Consider the following 22,217-nt stretch of genomic DNA (forward strand, 5'->3'; position numbering starts at 1 on the left):
TGCGTATTGGTTTCAGTGTTCTGGTCGAGCAGGTTGTAGCGAATTCCTAAACATCATACAGCCAACAACATAGCAAATGTAAGCGCTCTTGTTAGAAGATTCATTAAAATGTGTGATGTAGATTAGTGTTTGTCAACTCCGAGCACGAACCAGTTGACAGCAGCGACAGGAGGAAGAGTGATGAAAAAGGTGGGTGTAGTCCTCAGCGGCAGCGGCGTTTATGACGGTACGGAGATCCACGAAGCGGTGCTGACGCTGCTGGCGCTGGACCGTGCCGGCGCGCAGGCGGTGTGTTTTGCGCCTGATAAACCGCAACGCCATGTTATTAATCACTTATCTGGTGAGGAGATGGCGGAATCGCGCAACGTCCTGATTGAATCGGCGCGCATTGCCCGCGGCGCAGTGCAGCCGTTGGCGCTGGCGGAGGCCGCGCAGCTGGATGCGCTGATTGTGCCCGGCGGCTTTGGCGCCGCCAAGAATCTCAGCAATTTCGCCGAGGCCGGCGCGGAATGTTGGGTCGATGAAGCGTTGGCGCGTCTGACGCGCGAGATGCATAAGGCCAACAAACCAATTGGCCTGATGTGCATCGCACCGGCGCTGTTGCCGAAGCTGCTCGATCAACAAGCGCGGCTGACCATTGGCAACGATCCCGACCTGGGAGAAGTGATTGACGCCATGGGCGGCGAGCCGGTGATTTGCCCGGTGGACGACATCGTGGTGGACAGCGAGCACAAGATCGTGACCACGCCAGCCTATATGCTGGCGCCGTCGATCGCGCAGGCGGCCGTCGGCATCGATAAACTGGTGGTGCGGGTGCTGGAACTGGCTGAATGAGCAAATCGGTCGGCGGATGGCGGCGGCTGCGTCCGTGGTATTGGCTGAAACGCGGCGTCATCGCGATTATCGGCCTGTGGGTGTTGGGCATTGTGGCCTTCGCCTTCCTGCCGGTGCCGTTTTCCGCCGTGATGGTGGAGCGGCAGATCAGCGCCTGGCTGAGCGGCGACTTCGGCTACGTCGCTCATTCGGACTGGGTGTCGATGGACGACATTTCGCCGCAGATGGCGCTGGCGGTGATGGCGGCGGAAGATCAGAAGTTTCCAGACCATTGGGGCTTCGATGTGGCGGCCATTGAAAAGGCGCTCAGTCACAACGAGAAGCGCCCGACGCGCATTCGCGGCGCGTCCACGCTGTCGCAGCAGACCGCCAAGAACCTGTTTCTTTGGGATGGCCGCAGCTGGCTGCGCAAAGGGTTGGAGGCCGGGCTGACGTCGGGCATCGAGCTGGTGTGGACCAAGCGGCGTATTCTGACGGCGTATCTGAACATCGTGGAGTTCGGCGACGGGGTGTTCGGCGTGGAAGAGGCTTCACAGCGCTTTTTCCATAAGCCGGCCAAGCGCCTGACCGCGGCCGAAGCGGCGCTGCTGGCGGCGGTATTGCCGAATCCGCACCGCTTCAGGGCCGATGCGCCGTCCGGTTATGTGGTGCAGCGTCAACAGTGGATTATGCGCCAGATGCGCCAGTTGGGTGGGGAAGGTTTCCTGAAAGAGAACAAGCTGGATTAACCAAGCGATACCCTGCTTTCGGGCAAGGTATCCCTCTCTTCGGTGGCTAATGCCGCATCAGGGCTTTTCGCTGATAAATGCAGTTAAATCCGCGTGCATCTTTTTAAGCGATAGTTCATCCACGTACGGCATATGCCCGGTGTCATACCAATAGAAACGGATATTGTCGCGTAATTTGGGCGACACGGGCAGATGGCTCATCTCATATTTGGCGACGAAGTAAGGGGTGGCCAGGTCGTAAACCCCGCCAATCACCATCACTCTCATTGTCGGAGTCATTTTCATCACTCGCGACAGGTTCGGCAACACGTTAAATGATCTGTCCCGGCTGTTGCTGGACATGTTCCAGTCATAGACCTCATTGGAAAATGCGCGATAGTTTTGGTCGGCGCTAAAATGCAGCGTTTTGCCAAGATAATCGTGGAATTGCGCGACGTAGGCGGAAGTAATTGCACTGACGTTGGGATCGTAGTTGGACGTTTCAGCGATATTATCCAGCGACGGCCCACGATAGCGGGTATCGATTCTGCCAATGGTCTCGTCTTGGCTGCGCAACAGTTGCTTGGCGAAGACCGGTCCACTCAGGCGCAAATTGGCCTTGAGCCAATAATCGGCCGGAATGCCGGTAAATTGGTAAAGCTGCTCGGCGAGCGTTTGGCGATCTTTTTCAGGCAGATTGGCACCTTGCAGCAAGGCTGGGGCATAAGTCCCCAGCGCAAACTGCTCGGCCTGGTCTAACAGGGTTTTCAGGCTCTGGTGTTTGCCCGGCAGCCGCTGGTGGTACCATGCGCTGGCTGCGTAGGTTGGGAGCGCCAGATAGTAAGGTTGATCGACGCCAGGGTTTTGATTGGGATCGTCGACGTTATTGTCGTAGTTCAGAAACTGCGACATCAGGATAATACCGTTAAGATCGATATTCTGATTTTTTAGCGTCTCGGCCAATACCACCGAGCGGGTAGTGCCGTAGCTTTCACCCAATAAATATTTAGGTGAGTTCCAGCGTTGGTAATGCGTTAAAAACTGAACGATAAATTGAGAAAAAGCCTGAGCATCGCCGTTGACGCCATAGACGTTGCTGGCACTCTGTGCTTTTTGCTGCGCTCTCTCCGGCTGGCTGGCGGCACTGCTGGAAAAGCGGCTGTAACCCGTTCCGGGGGCATCGATAAACACCAGATCGCTGACGTTGAGCAGACTGTATTGGTTATCGGTGAGTTGGTAAGGCGCCAGCTGTGTTTTCTCTGGCTGAGTAGCGATAACCCGTTTAGGCCCCAGCGCCCCCATATGCAGCCACAGCGAGGCGGAGCCCGGCCCGCCGTTGTAGATAAAGGTAATCGGCCTGCTCTCGTTCTTATTCTCATTCTTTTTGAAATACGCAACATAGAACATGCCGGTCACGGGATCTTCCGGATCATCTCTGCTCAATTCCAGCACCCCGGTTTGCGCCTGATAATTGATTTTTACCTGGTCGACCGTGATCGCGCCTTCAGTAGCAACGGTTTGACCGGTCATCGGGGGCGGGGCATGTTCGGCGCGGGGTGTATCCTGAGTGGGATTGGCGGCGGAAACTCCGGCGGTGAATAAAGAAACGGCAGTGAGAAAACCGATTAAAATTCTGTCCATTTGAATTTTATCCGTAATGAAGTGAGAGATTACTTTAAACGCGGCTCATTAAACCAGAGTAAAACAGCGGGAAGCGTACAGAAAAGCGGCAAGGGGAAGCCCCCTTGCCTGAAGGATCATTTCACATAGGTAAAGGCGGTGGTGACGTGCTTCACGCCGCTGACCTGGCTGGCGATCTGCGCCGCCGACTGCCCTTCCTGCTGTGTGACCAGGCCCAGCAAGAACACTTCGCCGTTTTCGGTGGTGACTTTCACGTTGGACGATTTCACCGTATCGCTGGTCAACAGCTGCGAACGCACCTTGGTGGTGATCCAGGTGTCGGAGGACGCGGTGCTCAGGCTGACCGGCGTGCCCTGGCGAATTTCGTTATACACTTCGGTCGTGCCTTCCACGCCCATGGCGATCTGCTTGGCGCGCGCGGTGAGATCGGCGTTAGGCGACTGGCCGGTCAACAGCACCTTGCCCTGATAGGCGGTGGCGACCACCCGGGCCTCTTTCTTCAACTGCTGGTCTTTGCTCAGGGCGCTTTCTACCCTGGCTTCCAGCGTGCCGTCATCCACCTGGGTCCCTACGCTGCGCGGGTCGGTGGCGGTTTTGGTGGCGACGGCCGCACTGCCGACGACGACGCCGGCGATACAGCCTTGCAACAGCAGGGCGCTGGACAGCACTGCAAATGTGGCTTTTAGCTTCATCTCAGTTCCTTAATCGTCCTGGTGGGGGAATAACGTATTGTCTATCAGGTCGCACAGGCAGTTTACGGTCAGCATATGCATTTCCTGAATGCGCGAGCTGCGGTGCGACGGGATGCGGATCTCGACATCCTGCTGGCCGAGCAATCCGGCCAGCTCGCCGCCGTCGTAGCCGGTGAGCGCGACGATGGTCATATCGCGCGTGACGGCCGCCTCGACCGCTTTCACAATATCACGGCTGTTGCCGCGGGTGGAAATCGCCAGCAGCACGTCGCCGGTGTGCCCGAGCGCGCGCACCTGCTTGGCGTACACTTCGTCGTGCAGGCGATCGTTGCTGATCGCGGTCAGCACCACGTTGTCGGCGTTGAGCGCGATGGCAGGCAGGCTGGGGCGCTCGGTTTCAAAACGGTTGATCATGCTGGCGGCGAAGTGCTGTGCGTTGGCGGCCGAAGTGCCGTTGCCGCAGCACAGGATTTTGTTGCCGTTGAGTAAGGATTGAACCAGCGTCATCGCAGCGCGGGAAATGGCGTCAGGTAACGCTTCCGCCGCCGCGATCTGGGTTTGGATGCTTTCGGTAAAACAGACTTTAATTCTATCCAGCACGTTGTATTAATCCACTAAGTCAAAGGGCCGGTCTGCGCCGCAAAACCCCAATTAATCCGCATTGAAGGCGTTGGGTATCCATTCTAACTGGCTACCGGTAATGGCCAAAACATCAAAACGGCAAGATGATGTGTCAAAACTGGCGCCGCGCCCCGCCAGCCAGACGGCGGCGGCGTGCAGCAACCGCTGTTGTTTGCGAGAGGTAACGCTGGCGGCCGCGCCGCCGAAGGCGTCGTTGCGGCGGTAGCGCACTTCGACGAACACCCAGGTGGCGCCGTCGCGCATGATGAGGTCGAGCTCGCCGCCGCGCACCGCAACGTTGGCGGCGCAGAAGGTGAGCCCGGCGCGTTCCAGATGACGGCGGGCCAGTAACTCATAGCCCGCCCCGGCGGCGCGTGGGTTCAAGAGACCGGCACGACCGTACCCTGACGATATTGCAGCCAAGGCAGCTTGCGGTTGATCACGCAGTTCGGCGACGCGCTCAGCGTGCCGGTGGTGCCGGAAACCTGGAAGCCCGGCAGCTGGCGCATTTCAGCAAAGTGGTTGGCCAATGTCCAGGCATCCATCCCCATCGCATACAGGCGCACCAGCGAGTAATCGTTGCGGAAACGTGCGCTGGCCTGCTGCAACAGCTGAGGGTTTGAGCCCGCCAGCAGAGGAATATCGCTGAACTGCAGACCTTCCATTTCCAGACGGAAGTCCGGGCCGGCGCCGGCCTGGTAGCTGCGCGAGCTGGCGTACATCGCCGGTTTGCCGCGCGAGCTGGTGGCCATGTCGATCATCGGTTTGATCAGCGTCAGTTGGGACTGGGTAGCGACGATATACACCGCGTCGACGCTGCCGCCGGTAGCGGCGGGCACGTCGCTCGGCGGCGCCGGAATGGTCAGCCCGGCGATGGTCACGCTCTGCGGCGCCGGGGCGCTCGACATCGGCGTGCCGGTCATGCGGATGCCGCCGCTGTTCACCATCTGGCGCAGTTCACCGGCGGAGCCGATGTCCTGACGCAGCACGGTTTGTCCACCTTGCTTCTGCCATTCCTGGTTAAAGGCCTTGGCGACGCGATCGCCGAAGGCGCCGCGCGGCACCAGCAGCAGCGGTTGACGCTTCTGTTGTTCCCAGATGTGGCGGGCGGCGTCGCGCGCTTCATCTTCCGGCGACAGGGCGAAGTAACAGATGTTCAGATTGTCCTTCGGCGTTTCGGGCTGGTTGAGCGCCAGCACGTTCAGCGTGGTGGTGCTGGCGGACAGCTGATCGACGTTCTCTTTCAGCAGCGGCCCGACCACCAGAGTGGCGCCATCCTGCTGCGCCTGGCTCAGCAAGGCGGCCAGCGGCTGGCTGGTGGTGTCGTACACTTTGACCTGCGCATTAGCGGCCTGCAGCGGCGTTATCGGCGCGCTGGACGGCGTAGCGGGTTGCGCGGCGGTCACGGCCGGCTGGCTCTCTTGCGCCGAAGGGCTGACCGCGCCGTTGGCGTTGATGTCACCGGCAGCGGCCTGATCGGCCGGCGCCGTTTGGGCCGGCGCGCCGACCGGTTGCGCGGCTTGAGGCTGCGGCGCCGGCAGGGAACCGCCGTTTTTCGCCGCTTCGAACCCTTGCTGGATGGCGTCGGCGAACACTTTCGCCTGGCCGTTCAACGGCAGCAGCAGGGCGATTTTCGAGGTGGAGGCCTGGGTGAAGTTCAGCACCTGATTCAGGCGAGCCGGCAGCGTTTTGGCCGCCGGGTTCTTCGGATAACGGTTCTGCCAGTCTTTGATGCCGGCCTTCAGCAGATCGGGATCCTGCTTGTTGTCCTGATAGACGCGCAGCAGATCCAGCCAGCCTTGCAGCACGTTCTCGTCGGCGTTGATCACCAGGCTGTTCATCTCCTGCGGCGTCAGCTGCAGCAGGGCCTGCCAGGTTTGATCCAGATTGTCCTGGTGCGCCTTGCCGGTCAGCAACGGCTCCTGAGCGATATAGGCGCGGATCAGCGGCAGCGATGCTTTGCCCTGGTTGGCGGCGATCTGCGCCTGGTAGTAACGCACCTTCTGATTCGGCGACAGCGTACCGCTGTCCAGGTGGCCCAGCGTACTGCGGGCGCTGACGTAGCTCTTGTTGGCGATCTGCAGTTCGGCGGTCAGCAACTGGCGTTCGGTCTGCTGTGCGCCGCTGAGGTTTTTCGGCAGCTGATTCAACTGGTCGCCGGCCTGCGGCAGTTTTCCTTCACGCAGCAAGGCGCGAATAGCAAGTAATTGCCAGTCAGCCTTGTTATCATCGCTGCTTTGCTGCAACTGCTGCAGGTAGTAATCGGAGCTGGCGCTCGCTTCGTCCTGTATATTGGCGGGCGGCGTTTGCGGGGCCCGACTCGGACAGCCTGCCAGGAAAAGGGCGGCCGCGATGACTGCGGTAAGTCGGACAGGCTTGGAACGCCCTGCTTTGGTACGAACGAATGTTGAGGAAAGCATACTGTATCCAGTGATGTTTTTTTCAAGATGCTCAATATTAAATCGGCAACCCGGATGAAACAATGAATCAACACCAACAATCAGTCATTTCTGCATCAACGCTGTATGTGGTGCCCACCCCAATCGGCAATCTGGGCGATATTACCCACCGCGCGTTAGAGGTACTGAAAAGCGTTGATCTGATCGCGGCGGAAGACACGCGCCATACCGGATTGCTGCTGCAACACTTCGCGATCAACGCGCGTCTGTTCGCGCTGCACGATCACAACGAACAGCAAAAGGCCGATCAGCTGCTGGCGAAACTGCAGGAAGGCCAGAGCATCGCGCTGGTTTCCGACGCCGGCACGCCGCTGATCAACGATCCCGGCTATCACCTGGTGCGCCGCTGCCGCGAGGCCGGCATTCGCGTGGTGCCGCTGCCGGGCGCCTGCGCCGCCACTACCGCGCTGTGCGCCGCGGGCGTCGCTTCCGACCGTTTCTGCTACGAAGGTTTTCTGCCGGCGAAAACCAAGGGGCGCAAGGATACGCTGATGGCGCTGGCGGAGGAACCGCGCACGCTGATTTTCTACGAATCCACTCACCGCCTGTTGGAAAGTCTGCAGGACATGGTCACCGTTTGGGGCCCGCAGCGTTATGTCGTGCTGGCGCGTGAGCTGACCAAAACCTGGGAATCCATCCACGGCGCGCCGGTGGGTGAGCTGCTGGCGTGGGTGCAGGAAGATGAAGTGCGCCGCCGCGGCGAAATGGTGCTGATCGTCGAAGGCCACAAGGCGCAGGAGGATGCGCTGCCGCTTGAGGCGCTGCGCACGCTGGCGCTGCTGCAAAAAGAGTTGCCGTTGAAAAAGGCGGCGGCGCTGGCGGCGGAAATCCACGGCGTGAAGAAAAATGCGCTGTATAAGCACGCGCTGGAGCAACAACAGCCGTAAAGCGGTTGACCTGCCGCCGCCGCGACGCTACTATCCGCGCCGGAGTTGACCAGACAGTCGCCGCTTCATTGCCGTCCTCTTCGGGGAGACAGATGGAGGGGAGGAAAGTCCGGGCTCCATAGGGCAGGGTGCCAGGTAACGCCTGGGAGGCGCAAGCCTACGACTAGTGCAACAGAGAGCAAACCGCCGATGGCCCGCGCAAGCGGGATCAGGTAAGGGTGAAAGGGTGCGGTAAGAGCGCACCGCGCGGCTGGCAACAGTTCGTGGCACGGTAAACTCCACCCGGAGCAAGGCCAAATAGGGGTTCACATGGTACGGCCCGTACTGAACCCGGGTAGGCTGCTTGAGCCAGTGAGCGATTGCTGGCCTAGAGGAATGACTGTCCACGACAGAACCCGGCTTACCGGTCAACTCCCTCGACAAAAGAAAACCCCGCGCAACGTCAGTTGCGCGGGGTTTTTCGTTTTCCGGCCGGCTTACACCGGCAGATCAATCAGCAGCGCGCGCAGCGGCGTCTCGGCGCGGATCGTCAGGCGATTCTCCTCGCGCACGAAGGCGCCGTCGCCGCAGGTCAGGCGTTGTTCCTCGTGGCGCTCGCCGGTGGCGGCGATGGTGCCGTGTATCGACTGCAGATAAGCGCGCGGCCCGTTAATCGTCAGCGTTTGTTCTTCGCCCGGCTGCAGATCGAGATGATGGATCCAGACCTGTTGACGCAGCTGCAGGCTGCCCTGCGCGCCGTCCGGCGAAGCCAACAGCAGGCTGCCCGCCGCCGGCAGCGCCAGGCGCTGCACCCGTTCGTTGCTGCGTTCCGGGCAGGCGTCCAGCCACAGCTGCAGGCGGGTGAGCGGCGTATCGCTGCTGACGTTCTGCTCGCTGTAGCTCAGGCCCGGGTGGGTGGCCAACAGCAACGCTTCGCCGGCTTTAACCCGCGTGGTGTTGCCGTCGCTGTCGCGGTATTCCGCCTCGCCCTGCAGGATCAGGTTCAGGATATCCACGTTGGGATAGGTGCGCGGCTGGAACGACGCGCCCGGCGCCAGCACCTCCTGATTCAGCACCCGCAGCGACGCGTAGCCCATCAGTTTGGGATCGAAGTAGTGACCAAAGGAAAAGGTGTAGCGAGCCTGCAGCCAACCAAAGTCAGCTTGCCCGCATTGTTGTGCTGTTCTGCATGTAATCATGGCAATCGGCTCTCTAAATTCATTATCCAAATGGTAAGCATCTGGACGTCGGATTGTTAGCCAGTTAATCTGGTCGGCATATTCAAATTTCCTGACAGAGGGATGCGATGGCCAGAGATCGGGCGCTCACGCTTGAGGCACTAAGGGTGATGGATGCAATCGACCGGCGCGGCAGCTTCGCCGCGGCCGCCGACGAATTGGGCCGGGTGCCGTCGGCACTCAGCTACACCATGCAAAAATTGGAAGAAGAATTGGACGTGGTGCTGTTCGACCGTTCGGGCCACCGCACCAAGTTCACCAACGTGGGGCGCATGTTGCTGGAACGTGGTCGGGTGCTGCTGGAGGCGGCCGATAAGCTGACTACCGACGCCGAAGCGTTGGCGCGCGGTTGGGAAACTCACCTGACTATCGTCAGTGAAGCGCTGTCGCCACCGAGCCTGCTGTTTCCGCTGGTCGACAAGCTGGCGCTGAAAGCCAACACCCAGGTGTCCATTTTCACCGAGGTGCTGGCGGGCGCCTGGGAGCGGCTGGAGCAGGGGCGAGCCGACATCGTGATCGCGCCGGACATGCATTTCCGCGCGTCGTCGGAGATCAACACCCGCAAACTGTATAAGGTGATGAGCGTTTATGTCGCCGCGCCGGATCACCCGATCCACCTGGAGCCGGAGCCGCTGTCCGAAGTGACCCGCGTGAAGTACCGCGGCATTGCGGTGGCCGACACCGCCCGTGAGCGCCCGGTATTGACCGTACAGCTGCTGGACAAGCAACAGCGCCTGACGGTGAGCACCATTGAAGACAAACGCCTGGCGCTGCTGGCCGGGTTGGGGGTGGCGACCATGCCGTACCCGATGGTGGAGAAAGATATCGAAGCCGGGCGGCTGCGCGTGGTCGGGCCGGAATACAGCCGCGAAGCCGACATCATCATGGCCTGGCGGCGCGACAGCATGGGGGAGGCGAAAGCCTGGTTCCTGCGTGAGATTCCGCGCCTGTTCGCGCAGCGTTAACGTCGGTTGGGTGAGATCCCCTTGCCGGGCGGCAAGGGGATTTTTTTCACCTTAACCGAAGCGCTGGTCGCGGCCGTGCGGCTCGTCCAGATCCTGCGCCGGCCCGATGGAAATGATGCCGTGCGGGTTGATGGTGGCGTGGCTGCGGTAGTAGTGGTTGCGAATGTGCGGCAGGCTGACCGTCTCGGCGATGCCCGGCATCTGGTAGATGTCGCGCAGGAAGCCGTACAGATTGAGGTAGTCGCTGATGCGGTGTTTGTCGCACTTGAAGTGGGTGACGTACACCGGATCGAAACGCACCAGCGTGGTCCACAGACGCAGATCGGCTTCGGTCAGCCGATCGCCGGTCAGGTAACGATGCTGCCCCAGGATCTGCTCCAGGCGTTCCAGCGCGTTGAATACCCCGTTGACCGCTTCGTCATAGGCTTCCTGGCTGGTGGCAAAACCGGCCTTGTACACGCCGTTGTTCACTTGATCGTAAATCCAACCGTTAAGCTCATCGATCTTGCCGCGCAGCGCGGTCGGGTAGTAGTCGCCTGCCCGAGCGCCGACGCCGTCAAACGCGCTGTTGAACATGCGGATGATGTCGGCGGACTCGTTGCTGACGATGGTTTGCCGCTGTTTATCCCACAGCACCGGTACGGTCACGCGCCCGCTGTAGTGCGGATCGGCCCGCAGGTAGATCTGGTACAGGAAGTCGGCGTGATACAGCGGATCGCCGGTGGTTTCAGGAAAATCCTGGCCGAAGGTCCAGCCGTTTTCCAGCATCAGCGGGTGCACCACCGAGACCGGAATGATCTGCTCCAGCCCTTTCAGTTTGCGCATCAGCAGCGTGCGATGCGCCCAGGGGCAGGCGAGAGAAACATAAAGGTGATAACGGCCCGCTTCGGCCTGGAAGCCGCCCACGCCGTGTTCGCCCGGCTGACCGTCGGCGGTCACCCAATTGCGAAACTGAGCGGTTGAACGTTTGAAACGGCCGCCGGTAGATTTGGTGTCATACCAGATGTCTTGCCAAACGCCATCGACGAGTTGTCCCATGGGAATCTCCTTGGTGTCCGAGTTAAAAAACGACAAGGCCCGGCATGCCGGGCCCTGAATGACAGTTTAGATTACCATTTCTTGTTCAGAAGACGGTCGATGCTGAAGCCGCCCGGGCCTGCGACCGCCAACACGATGAAGCCGCCGGCGATGGTCAGGTTTTTCATGAACATCAGCTGGTTTACTTCGTTCGCAAAATCAGTGTGGAACAGCAGCGCGGTCAGGATGGTGAAACCGGCGGTGAACAGCGCCACGGTGCGGGTCAGGAAACCGAACAGGATCGCCAGACCGCCGCCAAATTCCAGCAGGATGGTCAGCGGCAGCAAGAAGCCAGGCACGCCCATCGATTGCATGTACTGTTGGGTACCGGCGTAGGCGTCACCCATTTTGCCGTAGCCTGCCACGATAAACAGGATTGGCATCAGAATACGAGCAACCAACAAACCTGTATCTTCTAATTTTTTCATCATCTACTCCAAAGTGTTTTTGTATGCCTGTTCGGCGGAAGCCATGTCAACGAGCGGTATATCAGGACATTCGTCCTGTCCGGCTCGTATCGTATTGATGGAGTGAATGTTAAGCGGGAAGTGCTCAGGTTGTTAGCAAGTAAAACTGTCGTAATTTTTCAAAAAATCTGAATCTTTAGCGTGCTAATAAAATGCCGCCGATCAGCAGGTTGCCCGGCCCCGGGGTTGGACGCGTTGTATCAAGGGAGAAAATGCGGGCAGAGCAACAGGAGGTTTGAAGGAAAGACCAAGCGGCTTACTTGGCGGAAAACGTCTTTTTAAACAGACGGATAGCGCTCCAGGCGCCGAAAGCGCGACGCGACCAGCGGATCATCTTGCTGGGGTGGCGGATGCCGTACAGCGCCATGACGCTGGAACCGAGCACCAGATAGCGGCGCAGGCCAAACACCGTTTGCCAGCCGCGGTCGATGCGTTCGGTCTTTTCGAGCCACAGAGACTTGTGTTCGGCCAGATCCAGACGCTGTTGCTGGATCTGCCGAATCAGCCTCTCTTTTTTCCATTCCAGATAGCGGCGGCGGCTCATGGCTCTCGCTCCAGTTCGGCGCGATCGAGCTCCAGTTGCTTGCGCGTGGCGCCCAGCAGCGTGGTGCGACGGGCCTTGACCAGCGTCCAGATGGTGCCGACTACGGCGAGGAACAGCAGCACGCCGGTTGTCGCGCCCAGCGCCACCAGCCGATAGACCGGATCGATGGCCCAGAAGATCAGGATCAGCAGGCTCATCAAACCGAAGGCGGTGAACAGCAGCGTCATGCCGGCCATGATCAGCAGCTGAATGAGGTTGGCTTTCTCCTCTTCCAGCTCGACTACCGCCAGCCGGACACGGGTTTCCACCATGCCGACCAGGATCGTGATGATGCGCTGACCGATATCCAGGACCCCTTTAGCGGGGCCCTGTGCACGCACTTGCGGTTGTTCAGCCATGATTAACGACGCGCGAGCAGCACGCCCAACACCACGCCGACCGCCGCGCCGATACCGATGCCGGTCCACGGGTTGTCGCGCACATAGTCGTCGGCCTGGCCGGCGATCTGTTTGGTTTGCGAAGCCAGCTTGTCACCGGCGTCGCTCAGGCGAGCGCGAGTCTCTTTCAGCGCGCCTTCCGCCTTCGATCGCAGCTTCTCCAGCTCGGCTTTCGGCTTGTCGGTGGAGGAGTTCAGCACTTCCTCCAGCGTATCGGCTAAGGACTTCAGTTCAGCGCGTAAGTTTTCTGCATTTGAATCATGTGCCATGTGATTATTCCTTAACGTTTATTTCGACAGACTTTTAACATAGCGGATTTTTTCGCCGGAGCAAAGGGGTGATGACCAGCAGATAACACCAGACATCAATTCCATATGCTTAAGAAATCCCGTGTGATGGGGCTCTCATCGATAAATCCGCTGGTGTAAAAAAATTATTCCGCCTGGGCGCGTTTCAATTCAGCCTGCGCTTCGGCCAGCTTTTGCTGCTTCTTGGCGACCTTGTCCAGCTTGCCGGTTTGTTGCGCTTCTTTCAGCTCTTCCCGGCGCTCGTCCACCTTGCGCTGTTTCTCTGCGATATTTTTCTGGCGTTCGGCCTGCAGGCCGGCTTCGGTGCAGTGGGTCTGCACTTCGCTCAGCGCTTTTTTCAGCCCATCCACGCGGTGGGTGTTGCCGTGCTGAGTCGCGTAGTCGATTTGCTGCTGGATATTTTGCGCTTTGGCGGCGCAGCCGCCCTCAGCGGCCGAGGACAGCGTCGGCAGCGCGCAGAGTGGCAGCAGCAGTAACAGTGAGTGGCGAAATTTCATTTCTCAGTTCCTTTTCATGGGATGCCTGAACAGGCATCCGCTTTCCTGACTGCCGGAGGCGGCAGCGCGAGAGGAGGGCGTTCATCGCCGGCTGAAGTTATCCTTCAGCATAGCCATGAAACCGGCGCGCCCCCAAAGAATCAGCCGAAATTCGGCGCGACTGATTGTTTTTTGAGCTAAATGATGCGAATGAAAATGAAGATAACGGCAATGAAAGGAATCCCCTTCATTTGAAGGGGATTATCCCAGATTGAGGGGGGAGCGCGCAAATTCGCGCACCCAATGCGTTGGCACGGGAGATTCGCTCAGCGCGATGTGGTAACCGGGAGGCAGGATGGTTTGCAGCGCTTCGCGCGCCAGCAACTGCTGCTCCGGCGAATCCAGACGGATAACCAAGCCATCGCCTTCCGGCGTGATGCTTTTGATGCGGATACCGCGCTCATCCAGGCGCTGGTAGACATAAAAACCGTCGGGCAGCGACAGCCCTTGCTGGCTGGCGCGAATGCGCAGCTCGCTCTCGGTGCGCACCATGCAGGGCACCAACAGCGTCGCCAGCGCCAGCAGGGCGAGCGCGATCATCAGGACGTATTGCCAGCGCGGGCGCTTTGCTGTCACGCCCCTTTCCCCGGGTTCTGGCCGCTGGCGCGTTTCTTGCGCCACAGCACGATCAGCGAGCCGACCAGGCCGACCACCAGCAACACCAGCGGCAACATCATCAGGCAGAACATCAGCTGATCTTCATACTTGCGGAACACTGGGGTTTTTCCGAGGGCGAAGCCCAGCGTCGTCAGGATCAAGACCCACAGCAGGCCGCTCATCCAGTTGAAGAACTGGAAGCGTGCGTTGCTCAGGCCGGACAGGCCGGCGATGGTTGGCAGCAGGGTGCGCACGAAGGCCAGGAAGCGGCCGACCAACAGGGCGGAAAGGCCGTGGCGGTGGAACAGGTTATGCGCACGCTGATGGTAGTGGGCCGGCAGATGCGAAAGCCAGCCTTGCACCGTTCGCGTATTGCCGAGCCATCGGCCCTGTATGTAACTGACCCAGCACCCCAGGCTGGCGGCGACGGTCAGGATAACGATGGTCAATGGGAAGCCCATGGTGCCTTTGGCGATCAGCACGCCGACCAGGATCAGCAGGCTGTCGCCCGGCAGAAAAGCGGCCGGCAGCAGGCCGTTTTCCAAAAACAGGATCATGAACAGCAGGATGTAGAGGGTCCACACCAACGAAGGGTTCGCCAGCGTCTCAAAATCCTGCTGCCATAAGGCATGTATCAGTTCTTTAATGATGTCCATCCGGTGTTCCTAAAACGTCATTGTTTATTTTTATCTCAGCGGCGGAGCGGGCGTGGGCTGAAAGCGCGCGGCGATCCTGAATGCTGATAACGATGAAACGGCGTTGCTTTAAGGTTTCTAAGCGGTGCGACACCGGTCATAGGTGGTAAGTCAGCGTGCCACGGTACTGCATGTTGCTTTCTTTCCAGCCGGCCTGCCGACTTTGTTGCCTGGAGGCGTCCAGCATCCAGTCGACCTGGGCAAGCCGGTTGGGGGCCGGGGTGTCCTGGCGGGGGAAACGAATTCGGTAGCCCGGCTCTGCGGCCAGGGTATAGACCGGCGCCGGCAGGGAGGACGCGAGCAGCGAACCGGGGAAAGAGTACGCTCTGGGCAGCAGCAGCGGCAACTTGCCGGGCGCTTTGCGGCGCGCTTCGGCCGGTGCCCGATACACATGATCATAGGGGGAAAGCGCCGGCTCCGCCAGCAGCGGCAGGCTGCTCAGCGCGCTGGGGGTGGGCTTGGATGACGCCACGCATAGCTGTTGGCCGGAGACCGAACCGGTCCAGCAGAAAAGAGCAATCAGCATGGCAAACAACCAGCGCATTTATTCGCGTCCCGCCCCCGCAGCAATGGGTAAAAAAGTGGGCTAACTCTACCAAAATAGCACGATTGGCAACAGGGAAATCTACGTTGCCGACGGTGAAATAGTACACGGCAAACGGCGGTTCCGGCATCGATTCAGCGGATTTTACATTACCTGACATAAGCCGACGGTTTTTGACCGCCGTGGCTATTTCGGCTCGTGGCTCACGCCGTCCAGATGCACCACCGGGTTCTCGGCGAACAGATAGCGGTCGGCGTTGTATTCGAAGTCGTCGCTGGTGGCGTTGAACAGCATCTGCTTGGTGTTCTCCAGGTGCTGCCACATCGCCAGTTTGGCGGCGTAAGGATCTTTGCGCATCAGCGCCTTGAGGATCTGATCGTGATCGTCGCACCAGCTGGCGATCGAGCGTTCGTCGATATGCTCGTGCAGTTTCTTCCAGTAAGGGTTGTTGACCCGCTGTACCCACATTTTTTCCACGATGGTGGCCATGGCGGTGTTCTGGGTGGCCAGCGCCACCTGCACGTGGAACTTCAGATCCCACTGCGAGTCGCGGAAACGGTCTTCTTTGCGGGCGTGCTCCTGGATCTCCATCAGTTGCACGATATCCTGCTTGGTCACCTGGGTGGCGGCGAATTCGGCGATGTTGCTTTCTATCAGCTGGCGCGCCTGCAGCAGCTCAAACGGGCCGGCGGTGGCGAACTCGATGCTGTCGCCCGGCACCACCAGGTGCTTTTGCTGGTTGGACACCACGTGGATCCCGGATCCCTTGCGCACGTCCACATAGCCTTCCACTTCCAGCATGATGATCGCCTCGCGCACCACGGTGCGGCTGACATTCATCTCTTCGGCGATGTATCGCTCGGCCGGCAGCTTGTCGCCTACCGGGTAACGGCCGCTTTCGATGCGTTGCTTCAGCTCGGCGGCCAGTTGCTGATACAGGCGTCTGGTTTCAGTGAATTCCATAGTGAATGCTCTATACGGTGCGGTGGGAAGGGGCGCGTGGCCATCGGATTTGTTATACCACTTATTCGGCACCGCTGCCAGAGGAGCAAGGGGCCCGGCGCAGCGGCCGGGCGGGGGATCAGCTGCGCGCCGGGGCAGGCTGCAGCGCGGCCGGCTGCGGTTCGGCGGCCGGGCGGTTTTGCAGCACCGTCCAGATGACGATGGCGCCGAGAATGTCGAACACCGACAGCGCGGCGAACAGCGGGCTGAAGCCGAGGGTGTCTGCCAGGGCGCCGACCACCAGGGCGAACAGCGTGCTGGCGGTCCAGGCCGCCATGCCGGTCAGCCCGTTGGCGGTCGCCACCTCATTGCGGCCGAACACGTCGGAAGAGAGGGTGATCAACGCGCCGGACAGCGCCTGATGGGCGAAGCCGCCGACGCACAGCAGCGCGATAGCCGCGTAAGGGCTGGTGAACAGGCCGATCATGCCGGGGCCGATCATCAACACCGCACCCATCGTCACCACCAGCTTGCGCGAGACGATCAGGTTGACCTTGAAATACTTCTGGAACAGCGGCGGCAGATAACCGCCGACGATGCAGCCGAGATCGGCGAACAGCATCGGCATCCAGGCAAACATGGCGATCTCTTTCAGGTTAAAACCGTAGGCCTTGAACATGAACAGCGGGATCCAGGCGTTGAAGGTGCCCCACGCCGGCTCCGCCAGAAAGCGCGGCAGCGCGATGCCCCAGAACTGGCGGTTGCGCACGATCTGCCAGGCGGACATCTTTTTGGCGTTAGAGGTCTGGTGCTGCGCTTCCTGGCCTTCGAGGATGTAACGGCGTTCTTCCTGGCTCAGTTTCTTCTGATCTTTCGGGTGTTTGTAGAACAGCAGCCAGCAGATAGCCCAGATCAGGCTCAGCACGCCGGTGATGATGAACGCCATCTCCCAGCTGTGCGCGACGATGGCCCATACCACCAGCGGCGGGGCGATCATGCCGCCGATCGACGAGCCCACGTTGAAATAGCCGACGGCGATCGAACGCTCTTTGGCCGGAAACCATTCGCTGCTGGCCTTCAGCCCGGCGGGGATCATCGCCGCTTCCGCCATGCCGACCGCGCCGCGCGCCAACGCCAGCCCGCCCCAACTGTTGGCCAACGCGGTGCCCATGCAGAACAGCGCCCACAGAATGGCGAACATGGCGTAGCCGACCTTGGTGCCCAGCACGTCCAGCACGTAGCCCGCCACCGGTTGCATCACGGTGTAGCACGCGGAGTAGGCGGCGACGATATAGGAATACTGTTGGGTGGTGATGTGCAGCGTATCTTCCAGCGTCGGCGCCGCCACGGCGATGGCGTTGCGGGTCAGATAACCCAGCACGGTGCCGATGGTCACCAGTCCGATCATGTACCAGCGTAACCCTTTAATTTTACGCATCCGAAGTGTCTCCCCGTTTGAAGGTGTGGCCGTCGATGCGGCTGGCGAGACAATAACCTGTCATACAAGTTTAAAAGTTGAGTGATATCACAAAAGGAATTATTCGCCTGAGTGATACTGTGGCCGGTGAAACAGGGCATTTTTGCCGGTAAATTGAGCGAAAAAGGGCGTAGAGAGAGGATGAACGGCAGACATCGGGAAAAATTTGCTGGACGCTAGCAAAAATTGGTGTGATAACTTTTGTGATTCGAACCCCGTGCCGCACGGCAAGTAAGGAGCCCGAGATGGCGACGTTTTTAAGCGAAGATTTCCTGCTGGACAGTGAATTTGCCCGGCGCTTGTATCACGACTACGCGGCGCAGCAGCCGATTTTCGATTACCACTGCCATTTGCCGCCGCAGCAGATCGCGGAGAATACCCGCTTCAGCAACCTGTACGATATCTGGCTGCGGGGCGATCACTACAAATGGCGGGCGATGCGCACCAACGGCGTGGCGGAGCGGTTATGCACCGGCGATGCGGGCGATCGCGAGAAATTCGACGCCTGGGCCGCCACGGTGCCGCACACCATCGGCAACCCGCTCTATCACTGGACGCATCTGGAGCTGCGCCGCCCGTTCGGCATCACGGATATGCTGTTGTCGCCGGCCACGGCGGATGAAATCTGGCAGCGCGGCAATGCGCTGCTGGCGCAGGATGCGTTTCGCGCGCGCGGCATCATGCAGCAAATGAACGTGAAAATGGTCGGCACCACCGACGATCCGATCGACGATCTGCGTCATCATCGGGCGATCGCCGACGATCGCAGTTTCGCTATCAAAGTGCTGCCGAGCTGGCGGCCGGACAAGGCTTTCACCATCGATGCGCCCGGCTTCAACGACTATCTGCGGCAGTTGGAGGCGGCGGCGGACACCGCTATCGGCCGCTTTAGCGCGCTGTGCGACGCCCTGTACAAGCGCATGGATCACTTTGCCGCCCACGGCTGCAAGGTGGCCGATCATGCGCTGGACGTGGTGGTGTTCGGCGAGGCCGATGAAGCGGCGCTGGATGCGATCCTGCTGCGCCGCCTGAACGGCGAGCTGCCGACGCCGGAACAGAGCGCCCAGTTCAAAAGCGCGGTGCTGCTGTTTTTGGCCGGCGAATACCGGCGTCGCGGCTGGGTGCAGCAGTATCACATCGGCGCGCTGCGCAATAACAACAGCCGCATGTTGGCCGCCGTCGGGCCGGATATCGGCTTCGACTCGATCAACGACCGGCCGCTGGCGGAACCGCTGTCGCGGCTGCTGGATGCTCAGGCGCGGCAGGGCGGTCTGCCGAAAACCATTCTCTATTGCCTCAATCCGCGCGATAACGAAGTGATCGGCACCATGATCGGCAATTTTCAGGGGGAAGGCACGCCGGGCAAGATGCAGTTCGGCTCCGGCTGGTGGTTCAACGATCAGAAGGACGGCATGCAGCGCCAAATGACGCAGCTGGCCCAGCTCGGGCTGCTGAGCCGCTTCGTCGGCATGCTGACCGACAGCCGCAGCTTCTTGTCTTATACGCGCCATGAATACTTCCGCCGCATCCTTTGCCAGATGCTCGGCCGCTGGGTGGCGGACGGCGAAGCGCCGGCGGATATCGCGCTGCTGGGCGAGATGGTGAAAAACATCTGTTTCGACAACGCCAAAAACTATTTCGCCATTGAACTGGCGTAGCCGTTATCCGGGACCGGTTTATGCAAAGTACGATAAAGATTCACGAGCAGGATAACGTGGCGGTGGCGCTGCGCGATCTGGCTGCCGGAGAGCGCGTTGAGCTGGAAGGCGCGGTCGTCAAACTGGCGCAGCCGGTGGCGCGCGGGCACAAGTTTGCACTCGGCCCGATCGCCGAGGGTGAAGACATCATCAAATATGGCCAGCCGATCGGCCATGCGCTCGCGGCCATTGCGCCTGGGGAGCATATTCATTCGCAAAACGTCAAAACCAACCTGAGCGATCTGGACAGCTACCGTTACCAGCCGCAGTTCCCGACGCTGCCGCCGCAGGCGGCGGATCGCGAGGTGCAGCTGTACCGCCGGGCCAACGGCGAAGTGGGGATCCGCAACGAGCTGTGGATCGTGCCGACCGTCGGCTGCGTCAACGGTATCGCTCGCCAGATCCAGCAGCGCTTTTTGCAGCAAACACAGGCGGACGGGATCGACGGCGTGCATCTGTTCAGCCACCCGTTCGGCTGCTCGCAGCTGGGGCAGGATCATGCCAACACCCGCATCATGCTGCAGAACATGGCGCGCCATCCCAACGCCGGCGCGGTGCTGGTGATCGGGCTGGGGTGCGAGAACAATCAGGTGGATGCCTTTCGCGCCACGCTGGGGATAGGGGACGAGCGGCGGTTGCGCTTTATGGTGTGCCAACAGCAGGACGATGAAGTGGAGGCCGGGCTGGCGCTGTTGCACGAGCTGTATCGGGAGATGCGCCACGATCGCCGCGAGCCGGGCCGCCTGAGCGAGCTGAAGTTCGGCCTGGAATGCGGCGGTTCGGACGGGCTGTCGGGCATTACCGCCAACCCGCTGCTGGGGCGCTTTTCCGACTATGCGATCGCCAACGGCGGCACCACGGTGCTGACCGAAGTGCCGGAGATGTTCGGCGCCGAGCGCATTCTGATGAGCCGCTGCCGCGATGGAGAAACCTTCGACAAAACCGTCGACATGATCAACGATTTCAAACGCTATTTCATCGCCCATCAGCAGCCGATTTATGAGAATCCGTCGCCGGGCAACAAGGCCGGCGGCATCACCACGCTGGAGGAGAAGTCGCTTGGCTGCACCCAAAAGGCGGGGCTAAGCCAGGTAGTGGACGTGCTGAAATACGGCGAGCGGCTGCGCGTGCCGGGGCTGAATCTGCTCAGCGCGCCGGGCAACGACGCGGTGGCGACCAGCGCGCTGGCCGGCGCCGGCTGTCATATGGTGCTGTTCAGCACCGGGCGCGGTACGCCGTACGGCGGCTTTGTGCCGACGGTGAAGCTGGCGACCAACAGCGAGCTGGCGGCGAAGAAACCGCACTGGATCGATTTTGACGCCGGCAGCCTGGTTCACGGCGTGGCGATGGAGACGCTGCTCAGCCGCTTCATCGATCTGATTGTCGAGATTGCCAACGGGCGTCCGGCGCGTAATGAAACCAACGACTTTCGCGAGCTGGCGATCTTTAAAAGCGGGGTGACGCTGTAAAGCTGACAAAAAAGGCGCTCGAGGGAGCGCCTTTTTATGAAGCAACGCGCGATTAACGCACCTTCAGCGGGTCTTCGTTTGCCAGCCGCTGGTCTTCCGCCTGGCAGGCGGCGGCGGTGAACAGCACGTCGGTGGAGGAGTTGAGGGCGGTTTCCGCCGAATCCTGCAGTACGCCGATGATAAAGCCGACCGCCACCACCTGCATCGCCACGTCATTCGGAATGCCGAACATGTTGCACGCCAGCGGGATCAGCAGCAGCGAGCCGCCGGCCACGCCGGAGGCGCCGCAGGCGCACAGGGCGGCCACCACGCTCAGCAGCAGGGCGGTCGGGACGTCCACCGCGATGCCCAGCGTGTTTACCGCCGCCAGCGTCAGCACGGTGATGGTGATCGCCGCGCCGGCCATGTTGATGGTGGCGCCCAGCGGGATGGAAACCGAGTAGGTGTCCTCATTCAGGTTCAGCTTTTTGCACAGCTCCATGTTCACCGGGATGTTGGCGGCGGAGCTGCGGGTGAAGAAGGCGGTCACGCCGCTCTCGCGCAGGCAGGCGAACACCAGCGGATACGGGTTGCGGCGGATCTTCCAGTACACGATCAGCGGGTTGAGCACCAGCGCTACCAGCAGCATGCAGCCGATTAACACCATCAGCAGTTGCGCATAGCCCCACAGCGCGCCGAAGCCGGTTTCCGCCAGCGTGGAGGCCACCAGGCCGAAGATGCCGAGCGGCGCACAGCGGATCACCGCGCGCACCACCAGCGTGACCGCATGGGACATGTCGTTGATCAGCCCCTTGGTGGTTTCGGAAGCGTGGCGCAGCGCCAGCCCCAGCCCGACGGCCCACGCCAGAATGCCGATGTAGTTGGCGTTAATCAGCGCATGGAACGGGTTGGCCACCACGCTCATCAACAGGCCCTTCATCACGTCCACGATGCCGCCTGGCGGGGTGATGTCGGTTGCGCCGGTGGTCAGCGCCAGCGTGGAAGGGAAGATAAAGCTGACGACGACCGCCACCAGCGCCGCAGCGAAGGTGCCCAGCAGGTAGAGGAACAGGATGGGGCGAATGTTGGTTTTCTGCCCCTGTTTATGGTTGGCGATCGAGGCCATCACCAGTATCAGCACCAGCAGTGGCGCTACCGCCTTCAGCGCGCCGACGAACAGGGTGCCGAGCAGGCCGACGGCCGCCGCGGCCGCCGGCGAAACCAGCGCCACCAGAATGCCGGCCACCAGGCCGACCATGATTTGTTTAACCAGGCTGCCCTGAGTCATCCTTTGTAGTAGTTTTTGCATAGTGCTTCTCTTCCTGATGTTATCTGGCCGCCGCGGCGGGAACGACGCCGGGCAGCTTTATATGATTCTGTAACTAAGTGTGTTTGCCGAATCAGTATTCAGTAATCGAATGATGT

At 60.5% G+C, this 22,217-nt stretch carries 24 protein-coding genes and 1 other RNA gene; 7 read left to right on the plus strand and 18 right to left on the minus strand.

The genetic code is table 11. From position 1 onward, the window contains the following. The first annotated feature begins 180 nt into the window (after positions 1–180). Positions 181–834 (plus strand): isoprenoid biosynthesis glyoxalase ElbB, encoded by a 654-nt coding sequence (gene elbB / locus ACUTQY_RS17890; RefSeq protein ID WP_046687870.1) that lies wholly within the window; start codon positions 181–183, stop codon positions 832–834. Beyond that, positions 831–1,562 (plus strand): monofunctional biosynthetic peptidoglycan transglycosylase, encoded by a 732-nt coding sequence (mtgA, locus tag ACUTQY_RS17895; RefSeq protein WP_046687869.1) that lies wholly within the window; start codon positions 831–833, stop codon positions 1,560–1,562. Before elbB ends, mtgA begins: the two co-directional genes overlap by 4 nt. 57 nt (positions 1,563–1,619) lie before the next feature. Here the strand turns inward: mtgA and ACUTQY_RS17900 are convergent, their stop codons facing one another. The 5 genes from ACUTQY_RS17900 to ACUTQY_RS17920 form a co-directional block, all read right to left on the minus strand. Continuing rightward, positions 1,620–3,182 carry a S10 family peptidase gene (locus ACUTQY_RS17900; protein WP_046687868.1) on the minus strand — a complete coding sequence of 521 codons (1,563 nt, stop codon included), beginning with the start codon at positions 3,180–3,182 and terminating at the stop codon, positions 1,620–1,622. 116 nt (positions 3,183–3,298) lie between these two features. Continuing rightward, the gene (gene dolP, locus ACUTQY_RS17905; protein WP_021505102.1) at positions 3,299–3,874 is read right to left on the minus strand and encodes a division/outer membrane stress-associated lipid-binding lipoprotein; all 576 of its coding nucleotides are present in this window, start codon (positions 3,872–3,874) and stop codon (positions 3,299–3,301) included. A 9-nt stretch (positions 3,875–3,883) separates the two neighbouring features. Then, positions 3,884–4,474 (minus strand): DnaA initiator-associating protein DiaA, encoded by a 591-nt coding sequence (diaA, locus tag ACUTQY_RS17910; protein WP_004937103.1) that lies wholly within the window; start codon positions 4,472–4,474, stop codon positions 3,884–3,886. Between the two features lie 51 nt (positions 4,475–4,525). Beyond that, positions 4,526–4,879, minus strand: coding sequence for a YraN family protein (locus tag ACUTQY_RS17915; RefSeq protein ID WP_089192279.1), 354 nt, complete (start codon positions 4,877–4,879; stop codon positions 4,526–4,528). Further along, entirely contained in the window at positions 4,876–6,915 is a 2,040-nt protein-coding gene (locus tag ACUTQY_RS17920) for a penicillin-binding protein activator (RefSeq protein WP_046687867.1), read from the minus strand. Before ACUTQY_RS17920 ends, ACUTQY_RS17915 begins: the two co-directional genes overlap by 4 nt. Positions 6,916–6,977: 62 nt before the next feature. Between ACUTQY_RS17920 and rsmI the strand changes: the two genes are divergently transcribed. Both rsmI and rnpB read left to right on the plus strand, forming a co-directional pair. Beyond that, positions 6,978–7,841, plus strand: a complete 864-nt coding sequence (rsmI, locus tag ACUTQY_RS17925; protein WP_004937108.1) for a 16S rRNA (cytidine(1402)-2'-O)-methyltransferase — start codon at positions 6,978–6,980, stop codon at positions 7,839–7,841. Positions 7,842–7,882: 41 nt separating this feature from the next. After that, an RNA gene (gene rnpB, locus ACUTQY_RS17930) (RNase P RNA component class A) lies at positions 7,883–8,260 on the plus strand. 57 nt (positions 8,261–8,317) lie between these two features. Here the strand turns inward: rnpB and ACUTQY_RS17935 are convergent. Then, a complete protein-coding gene (locus ACUTQY_RS17935) occupies positions 8,318–9,019 on the minus strand; it encodes a pirin family protein (protein WP_033651261.1) in 702 nt (233 codons plus the stop codon). A gap of 107 nt (positions 9,020–9,126) precedes the next feature. On the opposite strand from ACUTQY_RS17935, the gene ACUTQY_RS17940 reads away from it, so the two are divergent. After that, positions 9,127–10,023, plus strand: coding sequence for a LysR family transcriptional regulator (locus tag ACUTQY_RS17940; RefSeq protein ID WP_025304355.1), 897 nt, complete (start codon positions 9,127–9,129; stop codon positions 10,021–10,023). Positions 10,024–10,074: 51 nt separating this feature from the next. On the opposite strand, the gene ACUTQY_RS17945 is transcribed toward ACUTQY_RS17940, so the two are convergent. From ACUTQY_RS17945 to ACUTQY_RS17995, 11 genes are all read right to left on the minus strand, one after another. Next, entirely contained in the window at positions 10,075–11,061 is a 987-nt protein-coding gene (locus ACUTQY_RS17945; protein ID WP_033651262.1) for a glutathione S-transferase family protein, read from the minus strand. A 71-nt stretch (positions 11,062–11,132) separates the two neighbouring features. Beyond that, positions 11,133–11,528, minus strand: coding sequence for a DoxX family protein (locus ACUTQY_RS17950; RefSeq protein WP_033644519.1), 396 nt, complete (start codon positions 11,526–11,528; stop codon positions 11,133–11,135). Positions 11,529–11,823: 295 nt separating this feature from the next. Beyond that, complete coding sequence (locus ACUTQY_RS17955) at positions 11,824–12,111, minus strand: YqjK-like family protein (protein WP_004937121.1); 288 nt, start codon at positions 12,109–12,111, stop codon at positions 11,824–11,826. Continuing rightward, positions 12,108–12,509 (minus strand): phage holin family protein, encoded by a 402-nt coding sequence (locus ACUTQY_RS17960; protein ID WP_015379160.1) that lies wholly within the window; start codon positions 12,507–12,509, stop codon positions 12,108–12,110. Before ACUTQY_RS17960 ends, ACUTQY_RS17955 begins: the two co-directional genes overlap by 4 nt. Positions 12,510–12,511: 2 nt before the next feature. Continuing rightward, entirely contained in the window at positions 12,512–12,817 is a 306-nt protein-coding gene (locus ACUTQY_RS17965; RefSeq protein ID WP_004937125.1) for a DUF883 family protein, read from the minus strand. Between the two features lie 164 nt (positions 12,818–12,981). Continuing rightward, positions 12,982–13,353 (minus strand): DUF1090 domain-containing protein, encoded by a 372-nt coding sequence (locus ACUTQY_RS17970; protein ID WP_033644521.1) that lies wholly within the window; start codon positions 13,351–13,353, stop codon positions 12,982–12,984. Between the two features lie 240 nt (positions 13,354–13,593). Then, positions 13,594–13,968, minus strand: coding sequence for an EnvZ/OmpR regulon moderator MzrA (gene mzrA, locus ACUTQY_RS17975; RefSeq protein WP_071845111.1), 375 nt, complete (start codon positions 13,966–13,968; stop codon positions 13,594–13,596). Further along, positions 13,965–14,645, minus strand: coding sequence for a DedA family protein (locus tag ACUTQY_RS17980; RefSeq protein WP_033644523.1), 681 nt, complete (start codon positions 14,643–14,645; stop codon positions 13,965–13,967). The genes mzrA and ACUTQY_RS17980 overlap by 4 nt, the downstream gene beginning before the upstream one ends. Positions 14,646–14,781: 136 nt before the next feature. Continuing rightward, a complete protein-coding gene (locus tag ACUTQY_RS17985; RefSeq protein ID WP_033644524.1) occupies positions 14,782–15,228 on the minus strand; it encodes a hypothetical protein in 447 nt (148 codons plus the stop codon). A gap of 186 nt (positions 15,229–15,414) precedes the next feature. Next, complete coding sequence (gene exuR / locus ACUTQY_RS17990) at positions 15,415–16,191, minus strand: transcriptional regulator ExuR (RefSeq protein WP_033636102.1); 777 nt, start codon at positions 16,189–16,191, stop codon at positions 15,415–15,417. Positions 16,192–16,309: 118 nt separating this feature from the next. Further along, positions 16,310–17,608, minus strand: coding sequence for an MFS transporter (locus ACUTQY_RS17995; RefSeq protein ID WP_033651266.1), 1,299 nt, complete (start codon positions 17,606–17,608; stop codon positions 16,310–16,312). Between the two features lie 284 nt (positions 17,609–17,892). Here ACUTQY_RS17995 and uxaC point away from each other — a divergent pair, with 284 nt between their 5' ends. Both uxaC and ACUTQY_RS18005 read left to right on the plus strand, forming a co-directional pair. Next, the gene (gene uxaC, locus ACUTQY_RS18000; protein WP_046687866.1) at positions 17,893–19,305 is read left to right on the plus strand and encodes a glucuronate isomerase; all 1,413 of its coding nucleotides are present in this window, start codon (positions 17,893–17,895) and stop codon (positions 19,303–19,305) included. A 20-nt stretch (positions 19,306–19,325) separates the two neighbouring features. Next, positions 19,326–20,813, plus strand: a complete 1,488-nt coding sequence (locus ACUTQY_RS18005; protein ID WP_033644529.1) for a UxaA family hydrolase — start codon at positions 19,326–19,328, stop codon at positions 20,811–20,813. 52 nt (positions 20,814–20,865) lie between these two features. Here the strand turns inward: ACUTQY_RS18005 and sstT are convergent, their stop codons facing one another. Continuing rightward, positions 20,866–22,101: a serine/threonine transporter SstT gene (gene sstT, locus ACUTQY_RS18010; protein WP_028128305.1), complete on the minus strand. Its 1,236-nt coding sequence runs from the start codon at positions 22,099–22,101 to the stop codon at positions 20,866–20,868. Between the last annotated feature and the right edge of the window lie 116 nt (positions 22,102–22,217).

It is taken from the genome of Serratia sp. TSA_130.1 (assembly GCF_052691795.1).

Bases quoted from the DNA above. Each gene is read 5' to 3' on its own strand.
- ACUTQY_RS17920 (WP_046687867.1), bottom strand. From the start codon at position 6,915: ATGCTTTCCTCAACATTCGTTCGTACCAAAGCAGGGCGTTCCAAGCCT.
- ACUTQY_RS17985 (WP_033644524.1), bottom strand. From the start codon at position 15,228: ATGCGCTGGTTGTTTGCCATGCTGATTGCTCTTTTCTGCTGGACCGGT.
- elbB (WP_046687870.1), top strand. From the start codon at position 181: ATGAAAAAGGTGGGTGTAGTCCTCAGCGGCAGCGGCGTTTATGACGGT.
- ACUTQY_RS17980 (WP_033644523.1), bottom strand. From the start codon at position 14,645: ATGGACATCATTAAAGAACTGATACATGCCTTATGGCAGCAGGATTTT.
- mtgA (WP_046687869.1), top strand. From the start codon at position 831: ATGAGCAAATCGGTCGGCGGATGGCGGCGGCTGCGTCCGTGGTATTGG.
- ACUTQY_RS17945 (WP_033651262.1), bottom strand. From the start codon at position 11,061: ATGGGACAACTCGTCGATGGCGTTTGGCAAGACATCTGGTATGACACC.
- uxaC (WP_046687866.1), top strand. From the start codon at position 17,893: ATGGCGACGTTTTTAAGCGAAGATTTCCTGCTGGACAGTGAATTTGCC.
- ACUTQY_RS17900 (WP_046687868.1), bottom strand. From the start codon at position 3,182: ATGGACAGAATTTTAATCGGTTTTCTCACTGCCGTTTCTTTATTCACC.
- ACUTQY_RS17935 (WP_033651261.1), bottom strand. From the start codon at position 9,019: ATGATTACATGCAGAACAGCACAACAATGCGGGCAAGCTGACTTTGGT.
- sstT (WP_028128305.1), bottom strand. From the start codon at position 22,101: ATGCAAAAACTACTACAAAGGATGACTCAGGGCAGCCTGGTTAAACAA.
- ACUTQY_RS17955 (WP_004937121.1), bottom strand. From the start codon at position 12,111: ATGAGCCGCCGCCGCTATCTGGAATGGAAAAAAGAGAGGCTGATTCGG.
- ACUTQY_RS17970 (WP_033644521.1), bottom strand. From the start codon at position 13,353: ATGAAATTTCGCCACTCACTGTTACTGCTGCTGCCACTCTGCGCGCTG.
- dolP (WP_021505102.1), bottom strand. From the start codon at position 3,874: ATGAAGCTAAAAGCCACATTTGCAGTGCTGTCCAGCGCCCTGCTGTTG.
- exuR (WP_033636102.1), bottom strand. From the start codon at position 16,191: ATGGAATTCACTGAAACCAGACGCCTGTATCAGCAACTGGCCGCCGAG.
- ACUTQY_RS17995 (WP_033651266.1), bottom strand. From the start codon at position 17,608: ATGCGTAAAATTAAAGGGTTACGCTGGTACATGATCGGACTGGTGACC.
- ACUTQY_RS17950 (WP_033644519.1), bottom strand. From the start codon at position 11,528: ATGAAAAAATTAGAAGATACAGGTTTGTTGGTTGCTCGTATTCTGATG.
- ACUTQY_RS18005 (WP_033644529.1), top strand. From the start codon at position 19,326: ATGCAAAGTACGATAAAGATTCACGAGCAGGATAACGTGGCGGTGGCG.
- ACUTQY_RS17960 (WP_015379160.1), bottom strand. From the start codon at position 12,509: ATGGCTGAACAACCGCAAGTGCGTGCACAGGGCCCCGCTAAAGGGGTC.
- ACUTQY_RS17940 (WP_025304355.1), top strand. From the start codon at position 9,127: ATGGCCAGAGATCGGGCGCTCACGCTTGAGGCACTAAGGGTGATGGAT.
- ACUTQY_RS17965 (WP_004937125.1), bottom strand. From the start codon at position 12,817: ATGGCACATGATTCAAATGCAGAAAACTTACGCGCTGAACTGAAGTCC.
- rsmI (WP_004937108.1), top strand. From the start codon at position 6,978: ATGAATCAACACCAACAATCAGTCATTTCTGCATCAACGCTGTATGTG.